Source organism: Photobacterium toruni, assembly GCF_024529955.1.
Lineage (GTDB): Bacteria > Pseudomonadota > Gammaproteobacteria > Enterobacterales > Vibrionaceae > Photobacterium > Photobacterium toruni.
In genome coordinates this window covers 603,709-623,049 of sequence record NZ_AP024855.1, presented here as the reverse complement: position 1 = coordinate 623,049, position 19,341 = coordinate 603,709, and the positions used below count along the sequence as shown (strand labels likewise).

Annotated in this window: 17 protein-coding genes; 7 read left to right on the top strand and 10 right to left on the bottom strand. The window is 36.8% G+C overall.

Annotated features, from left to right (window positions below; all coding sequences use genetic code 11):
* Positions 1-282: 282 nt before the first annotated feature.
* From cspE (OC457_RS16950) to deoD, 4 genes are all read right to left on the bottom strand, one after another.
* Positions 283-495 carry a transcription antiterminator/RNA stability regulator CspE gene (gene cspE, locus OC457_RS16950; protein ID WP_080174602.1) on the bottom strand — a complete coding sequence of 71 codons (213 nt, stop codon included), beginning with the start codon at positions 493-495 and terminating at the stop codon, positions 283-285.
* A 294-nt stretch (positions 496-789) separates the two neighbouring features.
* Positions 790-2,025 (bottom strand): flagellin N-terminal helical domain-containing protein, encoded by a 1,236-nt coding sequence (locus OC457_RS16945; RefSeq protein ID WP_080174601.1) that lies wholly within the window; start codon positions 2,023-2,025, stop codon positions 790-792.
* Between the two features lie 811 nt (positions 2,026-2,836).
* The gene (locus OC457_RS16940) at positions 2,837-4,327 is read right to left on the bottom strand and encodes a lactate dehydrogenase (RefSeq protein WP_080174600.1); all 1,491 of its coding nucleotides are present in this window, start codon (positions 4,325-4,327) and stop codon (positions 2,837-2,839) included.
* 198 nt (positions 4,328-4,525) lie between these two features.
* Entirely contained in the window at positions 4,526-5,236 is a 711-nt protein-coding gene (deoD, locus tag OC457_RS16935; RefSeq protein ID WP_080174599.1) for a purine-nucleoside phosphorylase, read from the bottom strand.
* Between the two features lie 440 nt (positions 5,237-5,676).
* Between deoD and OC457_RS16930 the strand changes: the two genes are divergently transcribed.
* Both OC457_RS16930 and OC457_RS16925 read left to right on the top strand, forming a co-directional pair.
* Positions 5,677-5,883 carry a DUF3283 family protein gene (locus tag OC457_RS16930; protein ID WP_080174598.1) on the top strand — a complete coding sequence of 69 codons (207 nt, stop codon included), beginning with the start codon at positions 5,677-5,679 and terminating at the stop codon, positions 5,881-5,883.
* Positions 5,884-6,095: 212 nt separating this feature from the next.
* Entirely contained in the window at positions 6,096-6,494 is a 399-nt protein-coding gene (locus tag OC457_RS16925; protein WP_235866934.1) for a zinc ribbon domain-containing protein, read from the top strand.
* Positions 6,495-6,569: 75 nt separating this feature from the next.
* Here OC457_RS16925 and OC457_RS16920 read toward each other — a convergent pair whose 3' ends face one another.
* Entirely contained in the window at positions 6,570-6,809 is a 240-nt protein-coding gene (locus OC457_RS16920; protein ID WP_080174596.1) for a hypothetical protein, read from the bottom strand.
* Between the two features lie 242 nt (positions 6,810-7,051).
* On the opposite strand from OC457_RS16920, the gene OC457_RS16915 reads away from it, so the two are divergent.
* Positions 7,052-7,354 carry a hypothetical protein gene (locus OC457_RS16915; RefSeq protein WP_080174595.1) on the top strand — a complete coding sequence of 101 codons (303 nt, stop codon included), beginning with the start codon at positions 7,052-7,054 and terminating at the stop codon, positions 7,352-7,354.
* A gap of 44 nt (positions 7,355-7,398) precedes the next feature.
* Here OC457_RS16915 and OC457_RS16910 read toward each other — a convergent pair whose 3' ends face one another.
* Complete coding sequence (locus OC457_RS16910) at positions 7,399-8,880, bottom strand: C69 family dipeptidase (protein ID WP_080174594.1); 1,482 nt, start codon at positions 8,878-8,880, stop codon at positions 7,399-7,401.
* A 283-nt stretch (positions 8,881-9,163) separates the two neighbouring features.
* Here OC457_RS16910 and OC457_RS16905 point away from each other — a divergent pair, with 283 nt between their 5' ends.
* From OC457_RS16905 to OC457_RS16895, 3 genes are all read left to right on the top strand, one after another.
* On the top strand, positions 9,164-9,850 hold the full coding sequence (locus tag OC457_RS16905; protein WP_080174593.1) for a hypothetical protein: 687 nt from the start codon (positions 9,164-9,166) through the stop codon (positions 9,848-9,850).
* A gap of 169 nt (positions 9,851-10,019) precedes the next feature.
* Positions 10,020-10,901 carry a 6-carboxytetrahydropterin synthase gene (locus tag OC457_RS16900; protein WP_080174592.1) on the top strand — a complete coding sequence of 294 codons (882 nt, stop codon included), beginning with the start codon at positions 10,020-10,022 and terminating at the stop codon, positions 10,899-10,901.
* Positions 10,902-11,120: 219 nt separating this feature from the next.
* The gene (locus tag OC457_RS16895; RefSeq protein ID WP_080174591.1) at positions 11,121-13,496 is read left to right on the top strand and encodes a Lon protease family protein; all 2,376 of its coding nucleotides are present in this window, start codon (positions 11,121-11,123) and stop codon (positions 13,494-13,496) included.
* A 163-nt stretch (positions 13,497-13,659) separates the two neighbouring features.
* On the opposite strand, the gene cspE (OC457_RS16890) is transcribed toward OC457_RS16895, so the two are convergent.
* Positions 13,660-13,872 carry a transcription antiterminator/RNA stability regulator CspE gene (gene cspE, locus OC457_RS16890; protein WP_005372751.1) on the bottom strand — a complete coding sequence of 71 codons (213 nt, stop codon included), beginning with the start codon at positions 13,870-13,872 and terminating at the stop codon, positions 13,660-13,662.
* Positions 13,873-14,295: 423 nt separating this feature from the next.
* On the opposite strand from cspE (OC457_RS16890), the gene OC457_RS16885 reads away from it, so the two are divergent.
* Positions 14,296-14,667: a hypothetical protein gene (locus tag OC457_RS16885; RefSeq protein WP_080174590.1), complete on the top strand. Its 372-nt coding sequence runs from the start codon at positions 14,296-14,298 to the stop codon at positions 14,665-14,667.
* 119 nt (positions 14,668-14,786) lie between these two features.
* Here the strand turns inward: OC457_RS16885 and OC457_RS16880 are convergent, their stop codons facing one another.
* The 3 genes from OC457_RS16880 to norR form a co-directional block, all read right to left on the bottom strand.
* Positions 14,787-15,818, bottom strand: a complete 1,032-nt coding sequence (locus OC457_RS16880; RefSeq protein WP_080174589.1) for a hybrid-cluster NAD(P)-dependent oxidoreductase — start codon at positions 15,816-15,818, stop codon at positions 14,787-14,789.
* A gap of 86 nt (positions 15,819-15,904) precedes the next feature.
* Positions 15,905-17,566, bottom strand: coding sequence for a hydroxylamine reductase (gene hcp, locus OC457_RS16875; RefSeq protein WP_080174588.1), 1,662 nt, complete (start codon positions 17,564-17,566; stop codon positions 15,905-15,907).
* A 179-nt stretch (positions 17,567-17,745) separates the two neighbouring features.
* Positions 17,746-19,269, bottom strand: coding sequence for a nitric oxide reductase transcriptional regulator NorR (gene norR, locus OC457_RS16870; RefSeq protein WP_080174587.1), 1,524 nt, complete (start codon positions 19,267-19,269; stop codon positions 17,746-17,748).
* Positions 19,270-19,341: the final 72 nt, after the last annotated feature.

The following is a 19,341-nucleotide window of genomic DNA, read 5'->3' as shown; positions in this document are numbered from 1 at the left end:
GTTAAAAGTTATTTTTTTATTAAATAATGCGTGTTAAATGTTAATCAATATCAATAAATAGAAGCTAATGGATACATGAAAAGTCATTTTTAGTATCTTTTGCGGTTGGCACTTGTGAGAACGTTAGGGATTTAATTCGACTTAGAATGAAATAGATATTAGCACTGTTAACGTGAGGGGTTGTTAAGTGATAATAAGAAAAGAAAGCTTAAATGGCTAAATAGCAGATATAAAAAATGCCGACCATAGTCAGCATTTTTATTATTTATCAATAGGGATAAATTATAAAGCTACAACGTTTGCAGCTTGTAGACCTTTTTGACCTTGTTCTACTTCAAAAGACATTTTTTGACCTTCAGCCAATGTCTTGAAGCTTTCAGAAGCGATAGCACGGAAGTGAACGAATACGTCAGCACCACCGTTGTCTTGAGTAATGAAACCAAAACCTTTCTCTTCGTTAAACCATTTTACTAAACCAGTTGATGTATTAGACATGTGATGTCCCTTATATAGATGATTAATTAACCGCTAAAATGCGATGTATTAAGTGGTTAAATTATTAATGTTACTGCCAAAACAAGGGAAACACTGAAGTACAAAACGATAACGTTGTTGTAGTTGAAGGTTTAACTGTGACTTGGTGCTGCATTTAATAACGTTCTGAACAACAGAACGAGACAGATAATATCAGTTGTACGTTTTTTGTATAATGACTTTGTTGGGTAGCTAAAAAAACCAATAAATAGTTTATTGGCCTTTTATAGCTTATATTTTAAAATTTAGTTATTGTTACTGGAGTAAGTCAATTACTTGGCTTTGCATTTGGTTTGACTGTCCAAGCATTGCTTGTGATGCTGAACTTAGCACTTTTTCTTTTGCTAATTGCATTGTTGTTTGAGCATAATCTGTATCTTGAATGTTACTTAATGATGCATCAGTACTATTTTTAACATTTTGTAGGTTATTTGAGGCAAATATTAAACGTTTCTGAGATGCACCAAGATGAGATCGTTGTTCTATTGCAGTATCAAGGGCAGCTTTAAGCGTAGAAAGCGTTTTATCTAAATTGTTTGAGTCCGTCAATGAAACACCTTCAAGTTTTAAGCCTTTAGCGCTTAAGTTTACAGTATGAAGATTAATATTATCGTAGCTATTACCTGAGCTCCCAATATTAATAATAAGATTATTAAAACCTCGCTCACCGGGAGTTGATATTGCTTTCCCTAAACCTAATATTGAAGCGGCTGAACCGTTAATTGAATCAATTTTTGCTGCGCCAATTTTTATACCATCGACTGGATTAATTAAGTTAATTTCTAAAAGTCCTTCAGAATTAATTGTGGCATTTGCAGCTACATCTTTATCTAAACCTGTAAATTTAGTATTGATTGCACTATTAATTGTCCCAATAATTTGATTTGCAGATAATGCTTGAGTACCGAATTGCACTTTAATTTTTTCTGAGCTGCTCCCCCCAAGAGTAGGAGGCGTAGCGGTCGTCATTGGCGTAGTTAATATAGTAAAATTTAATTCATTATTGGTGGCCGTAAAAGTTATCCCTTTTGATATATCTTTATTAAATAGAGCTTTCCCAGCAGTATTACCTGCATTATTGAGTAATGAAATGCCATTATAATTCGTTGAATTAGCGTTACGATCTAATTCATTGGCTAGAACGCCAAATTCTTCATTCATCATATCGCGATCTTGAGCAGAATAAGCATCATTTTTACTCATTTCAGTCAATTTAGTCATACGCTGAAGAAGGGTTTCTGTTTCTTTTATTATGCTATCCATGGTTTTAATTAAGTTAATGCCGATATTGGCATTAGTTACGGCTGTATCAAGAGAGTTAGATTGAAGTTGCATGCGTGATGCCATAGCACTACCTGCAACATCATCAGCTGCATTATTAATACGATTTCCTGTTGATAGTTCGTTCATTGCTTTTGCAATTCCAGTTTGAGCTTGATCTACTTGGTTTATAGCCTTACGTGATGCTGAATTATAGTTGATGCTTAACATATTAAATTTTCATTGATATTTAAATTATTTTATTTATCGGTAAAATTATTAATTATTTAAATTCTTTTAAAGAATATTTTTATTTATCTTTCAAGTTAAATTAGTATCGTTAATCGATTTAGTTCTATTGTAGAACTCTTTTTTTAGTTAAAAGATGCATGGTGGATTAACGGATAAATACTAATAATTGGTATGGTAATCAATAAAAAATAATATTATTTTTACATTTCATCGGTATTGTTAATAGTTAATTTAAGTTTTTTATGCCATATTCTATGGAAATTATTTATTTTATGTAATGTGTGATTATTTATAAATGTTTAGTCTATTATAAATTTGGACTGTTTATTAATGATTCTATAGTGATTATCATACTTATTTTTGGCTACAGGCACGACTTAATAGTTTAAATGTTAAATTATTTAATGATATCTATATTAATTACTTATGGATTGGTGTAAGCTTAAAATTAAGCTAGCAGGAAAAAATAAATGTTTGTAGTATTTTTTCTATTATTGATAATAATGGCGTTAAAATTATTTTTATTGCTATTAATTAAGGGGCGGTATGTGGATTTGAAATTTTATCGAGTAGAAAGAAAGTTTGTTTTATAAAATTTTTAAAATGGATGTGTTATTGAATATTTTATAAAAGATTTAGCTTGATTGATTTTTTATCGCACCTATTATTCATTAATAAAATAATGGATAAAAATATCTATAATATATATTTTTGAATGGTGTAGTTATACCGTTTATTCCTCAAACAGTATTAATCTATAATACTTAAACCTGACTGCATAACAACATCGTCACTGTAATAACTGCTCTAACGTCATTGGTGAGGACATTAAGCCCAGGGTTTGCGCAGGGGTTATTCCCTCTTTATTTTGATGACAAAGGTTATGCCAAGCTCGATAAATATCCAATAATGGTAATAAGCTCGCAGGACGTAGTTTACGTCGTGGTTCATTAACCATATGGTTAAATTGATTATAAAATCGTTGTTGATAAGCCGTTGCTGCACGGTGAGTGGCAATTGTTAACCAGCGTTGTTGATCTTTTTTATTACCACCAAGATGACAAATACCTTTATTACCGCTCTTATTACGACTAAATGCCCACCGATCTCGCCACCATCCCATTAATACGATATCAATTTTTTCAGCATGTTGTCCGTGTTGCCATTGCTGATCTTCAACCACGTAAAACGGGTCAATGGTATGGTTATTAACTCGATCAATAAATACTGATAGACACGCTGAACGTAGTAACGTTTCTTGTGGCATAAATACTGCTAAAGTTGGCGTGTTTTGATTGATCAACTCATGTAAATATAAAAAGTGGCTATAGACTGTATATTGAGGACGAATTAGACAGCCTTTGGTTGGATAATTAATACTGACCTGACCACTGAGTGGGTTCTCCATATTGTTACGCGCTAAAATTTGGCGATAAGTGGTATCAATATGGGCTAGTAAGCCTTGTGATAATGGTGGCGTAATTGGTGGATAAAGGTGGTTATGAGGACTAATAAAGCGGGTTCCATTATAATAGGCGTTATGATGAGTGACAGACGTGGTTGCAGGCTGTGTTTGGTAATTAACGTGTTGGCTCATTACATAACCAGAATGAACCTCTGCTGTGGCTATCCATAATACGCCATTATTACTGTGAGGTTGTAATGGTGTCAGATCTGTCGCAAGTTGGCGAGGCTGTGATTGTTTACCTAAACGGGCATCAAAAATAGTTAATTGATGACGGCAACGCGCCGCAATATTATTCAATTGATCATAAAACGTTTTTGGGTTCATCACTAGACGTCGACAAATTTCCCGTACGGTATAACCAGTAAACAAATACGCTAATAATTTTTGTTGTAATTGATTTTTATGATTACTGTTTGACCATGGATCAACAAAAGTATGCAGGCAAGCTCGACAGCGGTAACGTTGGCGTTCACCACTAAAGCCAAAGGCATGATAATGCTGACGATAGGTGAGAACAGGTAAGCCATAATGCGGGCATTGCTGATTTGAACAGGCAGCTAAGCCACTGTTTTGTTGTTGCTTTAAACGCTGTTTTTCCGCGACAACATCGTGGTTATTGATGACTGGCGGAAACGCTCCACATTCACGGCAGATAAGTACTGGGCGTTGAAGATTATTATTTTGTAGCACATATAAATTAGGATCGGTTCGATTAAAATTAGCACAGGCGACGGTTTTGCAATAATTAAATTGAAGATTATCGCAAGCTGGTGGTAACTGATCTAGCGTCGTGGGAAGTGAGGGTGAAGTCATAGATCATTGCCTAGTTGCGATTTAATAATAGGTGATTATACCCAAGTGAAATATTGATATAGAGATATCGTTAACATATCAATGTTATCAAATAGATTAAATATTAACAGGTATAAAAAAAGTGGAAATATATCTAAAAGATATGCTTTCCACTTTTTTGAATCTTTATTATAGATGGCCTACGACCACCATAAAAGATTATAGATTGATTGCTGTTTCTAGTGCTACGTTCATCATTTCATTAAATGAATGTTGACGTGCTTCTGCACTTAATTTCTCACCACGTTTGATGTGATCAGAAACCGTTAGAATAGTCAGTGCCTTAGCACCAAGTTCTGCTGCAACACCGTAGATGCCCGCCGCTTCCATGTCGACACCTAGAATGCCGAGCTTTTCCATCTTATCGAACAGACCAACTTCTGGGCTGTAGAAGAGATCTGCTGAGAATACGTTACCGACACGAACAGCAACATTTTGTGCACGTGCTTGGTTTACCGCTGTTTCTAATAAATGGTAATCAGCAATTGCTGCGAAATCGTGGTTAGCAAAACGGATACGGTTAACTTTAGAGTCAGTTGACGCACCCATTGCAATGATAACGTCCATTAACTTAACGTCATCATGAACAGCACCACAGCTACCAATACGGATGATGTTTTTAACACCAAAATCTTTGATTAGTTCATGTACATAAATAGAGCATGATGGAATACCCATACCATGACCCATTACTGATACAGGTTGACCCTTATAAGTACCAGTGAAACCGTACATACCACGTACATCACATACACGTTTTACATCTTCTAGGTAAGTTTCTGCAATAAACTGCGCACGTAGTGGATCACCTGGCATTAAAATTGTTTCTGCAAAATCGCCAACTTCGGCATTGATATGTGGAGTAGCCATGAAGAGCTCCTAGGTTTATGAGTTATTCAGAAGCAAAGGTTATGCTTCAATTTATGGTCGTAGTTTATGGAATAAGATATTGAGTTCTTGAGATCTAAGTCACAAAATTAAGGCTATTTAATCGAATTTTTGATATTGATTACCAAATCTGTTGAAAATGAGAAGGGTATCGTTTTCTTTTTTGTTGTTAATTAAGAGGGAAAATATACTTATTAATATTTAATTATCTAATAAATATTATTTTTATTTTTAAATGATGATTTTTATTGTTTATATATAAAAAATAACTAACGATTAAAATGTAATGGATTACACCAAGAAAGGTATCAATAGCTTGCTTTTACACTGTAATATTACAATCAATAGAATGACCCTTGAAAAGGGTTCTTCTTGATTCTGATCTTGGGTAGAATTAACAAAAAAGGATAACTGAGAATAATATGTATAATTTAACCCAATTGTCAGATAGCGAAAGAATGCGGATCGAATTAGATAAGCAAGCATCTTACACTGTTTGGAAAGTAAAAAATGGCAAAGTAGGGTATGAAGCTTTTGCGGTATTAACCAACAATATTGAAGATGATGATGAGCGTGATTTTTGCCAGCAAGCAATTACGAAATATAAAACCTTAATGGGTGTCAATTAGTTCATCTTATGACTCTGTTTAATCATAAGTATCAAAATGAGCATTTATAGAGTGGCTTTATGAATAAAATAGTGACTCTTGCTTATGGTGCGTAATTTTTGATTGATTTCATTAGTACAGTATTATTATTGTACTAATCGTGGCTTAAATAGAGATTATTATTCTGATATTGCGTATTATGTGTACAGAAGTTAATCTAATGGTGATAAATCGTGAAAACAACTGAATTTTCTGCTCTTGATAACGACAATGATAACCATGAAATGTCGTTTTCACTACATGCAGAAAAGCGTTCTGGGCATAATGCGCGACCAGCGAATACCCCTGATTTTAGTCAACCAGCATCTCGTTCTGATGCTGTTGATAATAGGATAGTGACAGATACTATGACAAAGCCACGTTCTAAACGTTTAACTGATTGCCCAGCTTGTGATGGTATTGTGTCTCGTCGTGCTCATTTTTGCCCTCACTGCGGAGAACCCGATCCTTCGCGCCATATGCAACGAACACAATGGGTTTCCCGTATTATATGGACGATAATTATTGTAGCCGCCGCTTGGTATGCTTATACGTCCTTAGTGCCACTTATTGTTGATCGCCTTAAAGGGTGATCTAACCACGAATCAATGGTTAAGTAATAACCCTAATAGTTGAATAATCAATTATTGGGGTTTTTTTATGGATATTTATTGTGCTTTTTGCATACCACGGGTTTGATTCATCGTACGAGATCCCGCAGTACCATAGCTGTTAATGTCATAACGATTAGGAGAATAACCGATACGTGCGCGATAACGACGATCAAGTGAATATAAGTTAATATTGTGATTTTCAATAAGTTGTTTGATTACCACATTTATTTCTTTTTGTGGTGTATTTTGTTCTCTAAGGTAGTAATAGAGGTTCTCTGCGCGTTGTTGATTCATTGTGCCCTCCAATAGGAAAGATTTGCCAATAAGCAATTAGGAATACACAGGAAAGTTGATTGAATAACAGCAATGGTGTTGATGTTATATGGCACAGATTATAATCAATATTGAATAAATGATAATCGAATAAATACTTAAATGACTTTTACTAAACCGTAATAATTATTGATTATTTTAGTTGCTAAATGTGTCGATTTAACCAACAATAAAACAACGTTCGAAATGGTAAGAGAATTCATATGTTGAAACAAAATGGCAAAATTTTTGCTGTGAGTATTGGGGTTGGATGCTTAGTGTTACCGTGGTTGCCATTGTTAATTGGTCAATATTCATTGGTGGCGATAGTAAAAGATGCTGCTGGTGGGATTGCATTTACATTGGCTTGGGGGGCAGGTTTACCAGCAGTAGCCAGTTATGGGGTAGCGATAATCATTTTATTAGCACCAATGTTTACAACTTTTTATATTATGCAGCGAATATTAAGAACAATAGCGAACAATAAAAAATTAGGACAAAGACAAAAACAAGAAGACCACAGGTGATCTTCTTGTTATAAATTAGCGCCGAATAAGCGTGATCTTATTTATTATGCACCTTCGAAATGGTAAGTCATATCTGTGGTGTATGTCATTTTAGTAAATAATGTATTGGTCAATTGCTCGGTTAAAGCTAATGCATCAGCGACGGTGGTTTTTTCAAACTCATTGATTAACGCTTGTGCTTTTTTAGGTTGGTGTTTATAAATTTTAAGGTAATTTTTTTCAAGTTCACGCTGTTTTGATGCCGTTTGGACTTCAAACTTATGGTAAGCCGTTTGCACGATTGGAGAGAATACTTTCCAGTTAGTCATTGCAAGTGTTTGCAATTTACGGAAAGCCCAGTTAGCAGATGCACTATCGGCTTTATTTGTACCAATAGTTAATGCATGCGGTACTTCTGTCATGCCTTGGTAATAAGGTAAGTAAACGCCAAGTGCTGTCATACCGTATGAAATGTACGCTACATCACCAATAGCGGTTGGTAAATTAGGGCGCACTTGTAAGATGTGTGATTCTTGAGTACGGAATACCGAAATTGGACGGTAAGCTTCTTGAGGATTTTGGGTTGCGTACGGGTTGTGAGATGTTCCCTGGTAATGATTACGCAGACCTTGTTCAACATCAGCAACACTCAGTTTTTTCGTTGGTTTTAGAAAAACAGGGAAAGTTGTGCCTTGGTCTATTTTAGTGGTTAATCCCTGAGTATACATATGTTGCAATGTCCACACGCGTGGATAGTTATAAGTTACATCGTTAGGTGTATCTTGTGAGTAAGCCGTATGGAAGTTAAATGGCTTGCCGGCTTCTGCTTTATATAACCCATGTTGTTCCGCAAAACTGACTAATGTTGGTGATGCCATGTAATTAGGGTTATTTGGTAAATACGTGCTTAAACGCCCCTGGTTGGCAGAGACAAAATATTTATCAGCAGGAATTTTTTCAGCCATCCATTGGTGACCACTACCACTTTCTAAATACCAAATACCAGTATTATCAACAAAAGCGACGCCAAAACCTTCGGCTGCCCCTTGAGTTTCAATGATCTTACCAAGTAACTCTACGCCTTCTTTTGCAGAGTGAATACGCGGTAAAATCACATTTTCAATGGCATCTTCACCAATCCCTGTTTGAGTTACATAAGGATCAACTTTTAGTGCTTTGTCGCCATTATAGATTGTTTCGGTAGCTGTCATTCCCACGCCAGCAGAGTTAAAGCCAACTTCGCCCATACTCTTACCATCGGTATCAAAATCAGACATTGAAGTGTATTGCAGAGCGTCTTTAGCTGCAGGGTAACTAAAATTATTTGCGTTACCATGGAAATCATTCTGCTGCATTTTTTCTGCTGGATGGAACACAAAATGTTTGGCATTAGTGGCTTGGTAATCTTCATTACGGGCAATAATGTAAGAACCATCAGTAGTTGCTTGGTTACCAACAAGAATAGTTGTACAAGCACTTGCTGGGAATGCGATAACAGCGGTTAACGCAGTTGTTATCGCTGATGCTAAAAAGGGTATCTTTTTCATTTTTTTTATCAGTTGATAGAGTAATTGATCAGTTATACGGGGAAAATTGTCTTTATTTTGTGAGGTATGTCACTTTTAAATATTCTTAGTTGGTATAATTATTTTTCAGTTTTATCATTTATTCTACGATTTTTAAGATAAATACGAGCATATTTATAGTGATAAGTTGTGATGTTATTACTCGGGATTGATCCATTAATCAGGTATTATAAAAAAGAAAATTTATATTAAATATCATTGATATAATGTCACCACTATAACAATAAGAGGACAAAGATAAGCTATGAACAATAAAACACTTATTATCAGTGTATTTACCTCGCTATTATTATCGACCTCAGCGCAAGCTGCTGAACCTTTTGTATTACAACCTGTTGCAGATAATAATACGACGACACCGTTAGCTAAATTTGATGATAGTACTCATTATTTTGTTGGTTTAACCGGTGGTAGCAGTGATATCAGCATGACGGCAGGGACTGTTAATGGTAACAATACCACGCTGATCAATCATTTTTCGGCACCTGATGCTGCGGGATTTATTGGTGTTGATCTTGGTTTTTACACTGCTGGTGGATCCGGCCGTATTTATTATAGCTGGCAAAAAATAAGTACTCAGTCTGATTTAGATGGCATGAAAGCCATTGATACTGATGTGACTTTACACCTTTTAAATGCAGATTATTTTTTCCGTGCAGGTAAAGCAATTAATCCATTTATCGGTGCTCATGTAGGTTACATGACGGCAGATCTAAAAGGTCAGAATTATGGCTCACATAGTCAATCGGGACAGGTTCTTGGTATTCAAGCTGGTGTTGCTTGGCGAATTTCGAACCATATCTCGGCTGAAATAGGAATGCGTAATACTGCCACTCAAGGTGAAGATATTAAGCCATGGTCTTCTAATAAAGCGGCGTCACAAATAAAAAGTGTGCTAGCGGGTTATGCTTCATTGAATTACCGTTTCTAAGGCCTGATTTTTATGTTCCAGTGTGGTGATCGCAATAATATTGGTGTGTTATTGCGGCACTGGAACATTTTATTAAGAGGCAAGAGAACTGAAGGTTTACTCGCCCGTTTAGCCGCGTATAATGCATTTCCCTAGTAAACGACAACCATTATCAATAAAGGACTTCACCTTGAAGCTATTCGTTAGAGACCTCACTGTAATTGACGCATCTTACTTATGTCCACAACGAGGAATGGTGGGTGAAAGCTGGATCCTTGATGTGGTGATGTCGGGTGAGTTGAATGAAATGAGCATGGTGCTTGATTTCAGCCGCGTAAAAAAACAAATTAAACAACTCGTTGATCAATATGTTGATCATCGATTATTGATTCCTTCAGCTTCAGTCGCCATTCAAACCGCTGTAACGAAAGAAAATTACATGACGGTTGATTTGGTCAGTGAACAACACGCTATTCATTTGCACAGCCCAGAGCAAGCTTTTTGTTTTATTGATACTGATGCAATCACTATTGAAAGTGTGACGGAGTATGTGCAGCAACTATTGTTGGGGCATTTACCGAGCAATGTACAAGGATTAGAAATCACCTTACGTCACGAGAAGATTGATGGCGCGTTTTATCATTACAGTCATGGTTTGAAAAAACATGATGGTAACTGCCAGCGTATTGCTCATGGTCACCGTTCACCGGTAGAGTTAGTGGTTAATGGTCAACGCAATGCTGATTTAGAGCAGCAGTGGGCGCAACGTTGGCATGATATTTACCTAGGATCACAAGAAGATGTGATCAGTGTCAGTGAGTTAAATTTAAGTACAGTCGCGGCAAATATCAATGATGAAACCCATTACGGTTTTCGTTATACCGCGCCACAAGGTGAATTTGAATTAGCGATTGCAAAATCAGTGACAGAAATTTTAGCAACGGATACTACAGTTGAATTACTTGCAAGTTACATTGCCGAGCAAATAAAACCGCAATTAGCAGCAACTGATCAGCTGGATGTTTTTGCTTATGAAGGTGTTGGTAAAGGCGCAATGGTAACGTTAGGTTAATCATAGCCTTAGCAATTTGTAATTGATTCAGCGACAAAAAATAAGCTCAGCCTGATATTTATTTATAAAAATATCAGCTTGGGCTTTTTTTTGGTTAAAATTCCATCAAAAAATTGTTAATAGTGAGAGCCTTAGCACTAAATCTACCTTATATCACTTAATCATCAGTTATTTGTGCGTAAACTTAATAATAAATGTCATATATGAGAGGGATCGATTATGTCTTTAGCGCCTCTAACCAGTGACAAGCTGTATCGAGTTGCAGCTCTAAACGGATTGAGTGATGCGTGTAAGTCTACTAAACACCTTACACCATTAGATGAAATAGTAGGACAGGAACGGGCTCAACATGCGGTTGAGTTTGCGATGTCGATAAAAGAAAAAGGCTATAATATTTATGCCATCGGTCGAAATGGTTTAGGCAAACGAACGATGGTGATGCGTTATCTAAATCGGCATGAACCTAATGGTAATAGCCATACATTGCATGATTGGTGCTATGTATCTAATTTTGATGATACGCGCTGCCCGAAAGTATTAAAACTACCGGCAGGGGAAGGTTGTAGCTTTAAAAAAGATATTGAAAATTTAATGAAACGGTTAGTAAAAGCGTTTCCTCTAGCATTTGATAATGAACTTTATTATTCACGCGCTGAAAAATTAAAATCAGCATTGGCTTCAAAACAAGAAGCAACCTTAAAGTCATTAACGAAAAGTGCAGAAGAGCGCGGTATTAGCGTTTCAATTACCACGCAGGGTGATTATCAACTTGTTGCGATGAACGGTAAAGAGCCACACAGTGAAGATAGTTTTGCAGCCTTATCAGCAGATGATCAACAGACGTTTGAAAATACTATCAATGAGTTAGAGGTTGAACTGCGTGGTATCGTACGTAAGCTCACTGAATGGGAAGAGCAATATTCAGATAAGCAACAAAAGCTTGATGAAAATATTGCTCAAGAAGTTGTTGGCCATTGCATTAAAGATCTGCAACTAAAATATAAAAAAGTCGCTGATGTAAAAGCATATTTGGCTGATATGTATGCGGATATCCTAGATCATATTGATATCTTTTTAGAAGAAAACGAAGAACAAGTGGCACTCGCTTATGCATCTTTAGATAAAAAAATGCCACGTCGTTATCAAGTTAATGTCTTAGTACATCAATGTGATACTCGTAAATTTCCGGTCGAGGTTGAAGAGAGCCCTAGTTATCATTCTATCTTTGGTTATGTTGAAAATGCCACTTATAAAGGTACAGTGTTTACTGACTTTTCATTAATTCGAGCAGGTAGTCTTCATCGTGCCAATGGCGGGGTATTGATGATGGACGCGGTGAAAGTGCTTGAGCGCCCGTATGTTTGGGATGGCCTTAAACGTGCCTTACGCGCACAAAAGCTAAATTTAAGCTCACTTGAACGAGAAGTGACACTATCAGGTACGATTTCATTAGAGCCTGAAGCTATTCCTTTGAATGTAAAAATCATTCTGTTTGGTGATTATCAAACGTATCAATTATTACAACATTATGATCCTGAATTTAAGGAACTATTTCGAGTAACGGCTGATTTTGAAGATGATATGCCGCGTAATGATACTTCAGAAGAGCATTATGCCCGTTTCATTGCCAGCATCGTGCATGATAACGATATGCTCCATTGTGATCGCAAGGCAATTGCTCGTATTATTGAATACAGTTCACGCCAAGCCGATGATCAAAACAAGTTATCGCTACACTCGGCAGATATTGCGAACTTATTGCGTGAAACAAATTACGTTGCGCGTGCATCTAATGCCACTATGATTCGTAGCAGCCATGTTGAACAGGCAATGCTAAACCAAGAGCTACGCGTCAGTCGTTTAAAAGATCATGTGATGCAAAGTTTTGTGACAGGAGCAACGTTGTTAGATGTTCATTCTCATGCTGTAGGGCAAGTGAATGCGTTATCGGTGATTGCGACTTCTGATTATCAGTTTGGCGCTCCGAGCCGTATTACAGCAACAACAGCTTATGGCAGTGGTGAAGTATTTGATATTGAGCGTAGTGCTGAATTAGGCGGTAATATCCATTCAAAAGGGGTGATGATTCTATCTGCGTATTTAGCCTCCGTATTTGGAAAAACAGCCAAAATTCCGTTAACAACCCATCTGACCTTTGAGCAATCCTATGGTGGTGTTGATGGTGATAGTGCATCGATGGCGGAAGTGTGTGCGATTGTGTCTGCTTTTTCAGGATTACCATTACGGCAAGATATTGCGATCACCGGCTCAATGAATCAATTTGGTGAAGCGCAGCCCATTGGTGGTGTGAATCAGAAAATTGAAGGCTTCTTTGATGTGTGTGGTATCAAAGGTCGAACAGCTGGGCAAGGGGTGATTATTCCCGAATCTAATGTACATAATTTAATGCTACGCAAAGACATTGTTGAAGCTGTTGAAAAAGGTGAGTTTACTATTTGGGCAATAAATCATGTTTCACAAGCGATTGAGATATTTACGGGTAATGCGGTAGGTGTAGAAGCTGAACAAGGTTTTTACCCATCAAATACTGTCTTTGGTTTAGTGCAAAGTAAACTTAATGCTTTGCGTCGATAGTGAGCTAATAGTAAAGATGAATATGAAGGTAATGTTTTTTAAATGACATATTTTAAGCCGACTAGCAAATAGTTGGCTTTTTCTTATCTTTAAATGCTAAATAACAGATATAAAAAATGCCGGCCTTAGCCAGCATTTTTTTTCATTTATCAATAAAGATAAATTATAGAGCTACAACGTTTGCAGCTTGAAGACCTTTTTGGCCTTGCTCTACTTCAAAAGACACTTTTTGGCCTTCAGCAAGAGTTTTGAAACCTTCAGAAGCGATAGCACGGAAGTGAACGAATACGTCAGCACCGCCGTTGTCTTGAGTAATGAAACCAAAACCTTTCTCTTCGTTAAACCATTTTACTAGACCAGTTGTTTTGTTAGACATGAGATGTCCCTTATTAGTTGAGATTAATTAACCGCTAAAATGCGATGTGCTACGTGGTTAAATTATTAATGTTACTGCCAATACAAGGGAAACACAGAGATACAAAACGAAACCGTCACTGTAGCTTTTAGTTTAACTGTTACTTGGTGTTGCATTTAATAACTCTTAAACAACAGAGCGAGACGGATAATAGCAGCTGTGTTGCTGATGTACACTTATTTTTATGTTTTTTTGGAAAAAAGTTACTTATTTGTAGTAAAAATAATAAATATCTTTTTGATTTATTGGGTGATTTTGGTTTTTGTATTTAGCTTGATGGTTAAATATGGCACTATTACTTAGAGTATTCATAATCGTTCGTGCTTATGAGGTATACAAATAGTATATTAATACAAGAAATGAACGTGAACAGAGGAAGCAATAATGACTCATGAAACTAAAACAATGGAAGTACCTATTGCTATCGCAGAAAGAGTGCAGGCATTAATTGACGGCTTTAAAGCAAAAGAAATATTTAAGGCTGAACGTAAGGCGATAGTTAATAATTTTCTTGCGATGGATGGTCTTAGTTGTGAAATGGCGGTATACAGTTTACCGCAGAGTGAATTACTTGATACGCTTCGGTTTGTCTATGAATTATCGGGTACAAACAGTAAATTCATCACAAATATTCTGATCCAGTCGCGAGAAAATCCAAAGAAAGTACTGTCTGATGCTCAGAGAACAGCGGCTAAGAGTTTGTTATTTAATCTAATTAATGATCCATCTGTTGTTTCAGCAATGAAAGAGATCTAATCGCATTATATTAGATAGAGATGATGAAAAACCTGCATTTACGTTCTATGATAATTAATCACGAGCATGATTAATAAATAGTCTGTTTAGATGCGGGTTTTTATTTAGTGCTTAGCTGTTTACTGAAAACTTACTTCCGTATTGTCAATAATCGTTGATGAACAGGCAAGAACATAGCCTTGTTCAATATCCTCAGCTGTTAATGTCATATTACTGGTTGAGCTAACGCTGTTGGGTGTCACTTTACAGCGACATGAACCACAAACACCACTACGACAAGCAACAAGAATTGGTAAATTAGCATTCTCAAGTGTTGTTGCTAAATTGTCCCCATGATTAACCGTTAATGTTTGGCTAAAAGCTGGAATATCAACATTTACTGTTTTCGTTACTTCTTCTGCTACAGGCGCTATCGTTGGCGTAAAACTTTCTTGAAAGAATTGTGCCATATTAAAATTAAGCTGCTGTAAATAATGACTTACATCCTCCATAAAGCCTTCCGGACCGCATAAATAGACAGTTCGCTGATGGAGATTTGGTGTTAATTGTTCAAGCCACTGTTGATTTAAACGTCCTTGATGGAATTCAGTATCAGCTTTATCTTTTAATAATAACTGTAAGTTAAAATTACTGTGCTCACTATTTAGTTGTACTAATTGCTCAAAAAACAGTGTTTGTGAAGGACTTTTCGCAACATGAATAAAGCAAATATCAATGTTTGCGTTATGCTCAAGCCAATATTTAGCCATCGAATAGACAGGTGTGATACCGCAACCAGCACTGATCAACAGTACACTTTGGTTTTCAGGTGGGTGATCAATACAATTAAACTCACCCGTTGGTTTTAATAATTGTACGTTATCGCCAATCGTTAGTGTGTTTACGAGGTAGGTTGAAACTTTGCCACCATCGACCCGCTTAATGGTTAATTGCAGTGTAGAACGGTGTGGTATTGAACTAATGGAATAGGCACGAAAGAGTAATTTGTTATCGATACGTATACCTAAACTAACAAATTGCCCTGGTTTGAAATCAATAGATTCAGTATTAACCTGTGGCTGTAATTCGATGGTTACAGTGTCTGGTGTTTGTTGCCACTTATTGATACAAACAAATGTTTCGGGTTGGTGATTGTGCCATTTTTCTAACATTATCATACCTATAAAAAACGAGATGAATAAATAAAGCCTCTGCTATTTAAATAAATAGCAGAGGCAATAATATTATGTGCTTGAGATTACGCGCCTAAGATAGTTTTAAGATCTTCCTCTGGCGTTGAGATTGGACGCATATCGAATTTTTCAGCAATAATTGCCAGTAGATTATCAGTTAAAAATGCAGGAGCTGTTGGACCTGTGTAGATACCTTTGACACCCAATGCAAATAAGGTCAATAAGATCACAATCGCTTTTTGTTCAAACCAAGATAATACTAACGTTAGTGGTAACTCGTTGATACCACAATCAAACTCTTTCGCTAATGCGAGTGCTAATTGAATAGCAGAATAAGCATCATTACATTGGCCTACATCGAGTAAACGAGGAATGCCATTAATATCGCCAAAGTTATTTTTATTAAAGCGATATTTACCACAAGCTAAGGTTAAGATTACTGAGTCTTGAGGGACTTGTGCTGCAAAATCAGTGTAGTAACTGCGTTCTGCTTTATCACCATCACAACCACCAACAAGGAAGAAGTGGCCGATATTACCTTGTTTAACTTGATCGATAACAGCAGGTGCGGCTGCCATTAATGCATTACGACCAAAACCGATAGTGATCATATGTTCGATTTCTGTGTGCTTAAAGCCATCTAGTGCTAATGCACAATCAATAACTTGAGCAAAATCATCACCATCAATGTGCGCGACACCAGGCCATGCTACGATGCTGCGTGTAAAGATACGATCTGCATATTGACCTACATTTGGGTTAATTAAGCAGTTTGATGTCATTACGATTGCGCCAGGGAAATTCGCAAATTCAAGCTGCTGATTCTGCCAAGCACTACCATAGTTACCCACTAAGTGAGGATATTTTTTGAGTTCTGGGTAGCTGTGAGCTGGTAACATTTCACCATTGGTGTAAACATTAATACCCTTGCCTTCAGTTTGTTGTAGAATTTTTTCAAGATCATGCAAATCATGACCTGATACTAAAATACATTTGCCCTGAATTGGCTTAACGTTAACTTGGCTTGGTACGGGATGACCAAAAGTATTGGTTTCGCCTAAATCAAGCATCTCCATTACTTTGTAGTTCATTAGACCAATTTCCATTGAACACTCAAGTAATGCATTAAGATCAGTAGGATCTGTGCCTAACCAACCCATGATGTGATGGTATTGTGCATAAATAGCGTTATCTGTTTGTTCTAATACTCGCGCATGCTCCATATAAGCTGCAGCGCCTTTTAGACCATATAAGCATAATAAGCGTAAACCAATCACATCTTCACTGATCGTTTCATAACCGCGGTTAACTGCAACCTGTGGTGCTAATGCCAAGATAGCGTCAATGTTATCTGGTAATTCAAATTCAGCCACTGCCGGTAGGGTAGGTAATGGTTGTTGTGCAAGAGTCATTGCTGCTGTTACGGCTTGTGTTAAACGTGCCTTATAACTCGCTGCAAGATTTGTTAGTGCTAGAATGCGATCACGATCAAAGTTAACATTGGTTAGCGTTGAAAAGAATGCACGCGGTGCCCAATGGTTAATTTCGTCATCAACAATATCAAACGTCTGCGCAAGATCTGCCCAGTATGATACTCCCTGTAAGGTATAAACTAACACATCTTGTAGATCTGAAATTTCAGCAGTTTTACCACACATACCTGCGGCGTAAGAACAGCCCTTTTTGATCGGTGTTTCTATTGTCTGTTCACATTGAATACAAAACATGAAAAAGCTCCAGCGTTTGATTATTTAATTATAAATATGATCTAATCACTACTTAGCATTAACTGTGCCAGTTTTTATATTGTTGTTTTTATTGAGTTTATTTTATTTTGTATTTGTGCGTGTTGTTATAAAGACATCATTGTTGTTGTGTATATGACATCATTAGTTCAGTATTGATACTATTTGATCCCCAGTTTTTTTCCCATACGATAAAGATTTCCACGATCCATTTGCAGAAACTCAGCTGATTTTGCCCAATTTTTATGTTTTTTTTCAAGTATGTGCTCAATGAGTTGTTTTTGATACTCTTCGACTAATTGGCGCATTGGTTGTGATTGTTCAGGGAAAAACCTTGATGTGTTTTTTACATCACCACCAAGGGGGAGATCAAAATATTGACCTGTAATTGTTGTTTGTTCCTCTTGAATGGCCCGTAATGCTGCACGTGTAAGTGTATGTTCTAATTCACGAATATTACCTGGCCATGACTTAGCTTCAAGCATGCTTAATACTTTGGGATGAATATGTAGATTAGGAATATTAAATTGATGGCGCACTTTTTCAAGTAAATAACCTGCTAATACAGGAATATCATCATGACGTTCACGCAGGGAAGGCACAAAGATAGGGAAGACATTAAGGCGGTGATATAAATCTGCACGAAAATGACCAAGCTCGACTTCGGCCTCTAATTGACGGTTGGTTGCTGCGATAATGCGAACATTAACATGTAAATGTTGGTCACTGCCGACACGTTGCAGTTCTCCTTGTTGGATCACGCGTAATAATTTTGCTTGTAAAAGTAGCGGTAATTCGCCAATTTCATCTAAAAAGAGCGTTCCTCCATCTGCTAACTCAAATTTACCTGCTCGATGGCTGTTTGCGCCAGTGAATGCGCCTTTTACATGACCAAACAGCTCACTTTCGGCTAATCCTTCTGGTAGTGCTGCACAGTTAACATAAATCATTGGTGTATCTGCGCGTGCAGATTGAGCATGAATTTCATGAGCAACGAGTTCTTTACCTGTACCCGTTTCACCACTGATCAATACTGCATAGTTAGATTTTGCGACAGTGGCAATATTGGTGCGTAATCGCTGCATTACAGGGCTAATCCCTACCATTTCCCCTTGTTGTGATCGGGCTTGTTGAATCAAAGTATCCGTGAGTGATTTTTGTTTTTTATTTTGATCTTTAAGAGCATTAAATTGAGCTATGTTACGTAGTGTTGCCGCCGCTAAAGCAGCAAACATTTCAATAGCAACAGTTTCAATATCATCAAATGCGCCAACAGTGAGTGAATCTAATGTCAATACACCAACTAATTGGCCTTCTACATAGAGGCTGCAGCCTAAGCAATCATGAATATCAATAGTTTGTTGTTCGTTCAGTAAAATACCATCAAAGGGATCGGGTAAAGCGCTATCAGCATCAAAACGTACTGGTTGCTTACTGGCCATAATGGCTTCTAAGCGAGGATGAGCTTGAGGATAAAAACGACGACCTAATACAGCAGGAGATAAACCTTTAACTGCAACAGGCGTTAATAAACCTTGTTTGTCCAATATAAATAAGGCACTGGCATCACAAGGAAAAACTTGATCGATACCATCAATTAAATGTTGATAATGTTGATCACTGGCGAGGTTAGCACTGAGGTTAAGGGCAATGTTGAGTAGTACATTATCGAGTTTGGAATTCATAATAACCTCGTAGAAATAGGATTATTTTATAACAGATGAAATTGATGTCTTTATTACATCATAGTAAGGCGA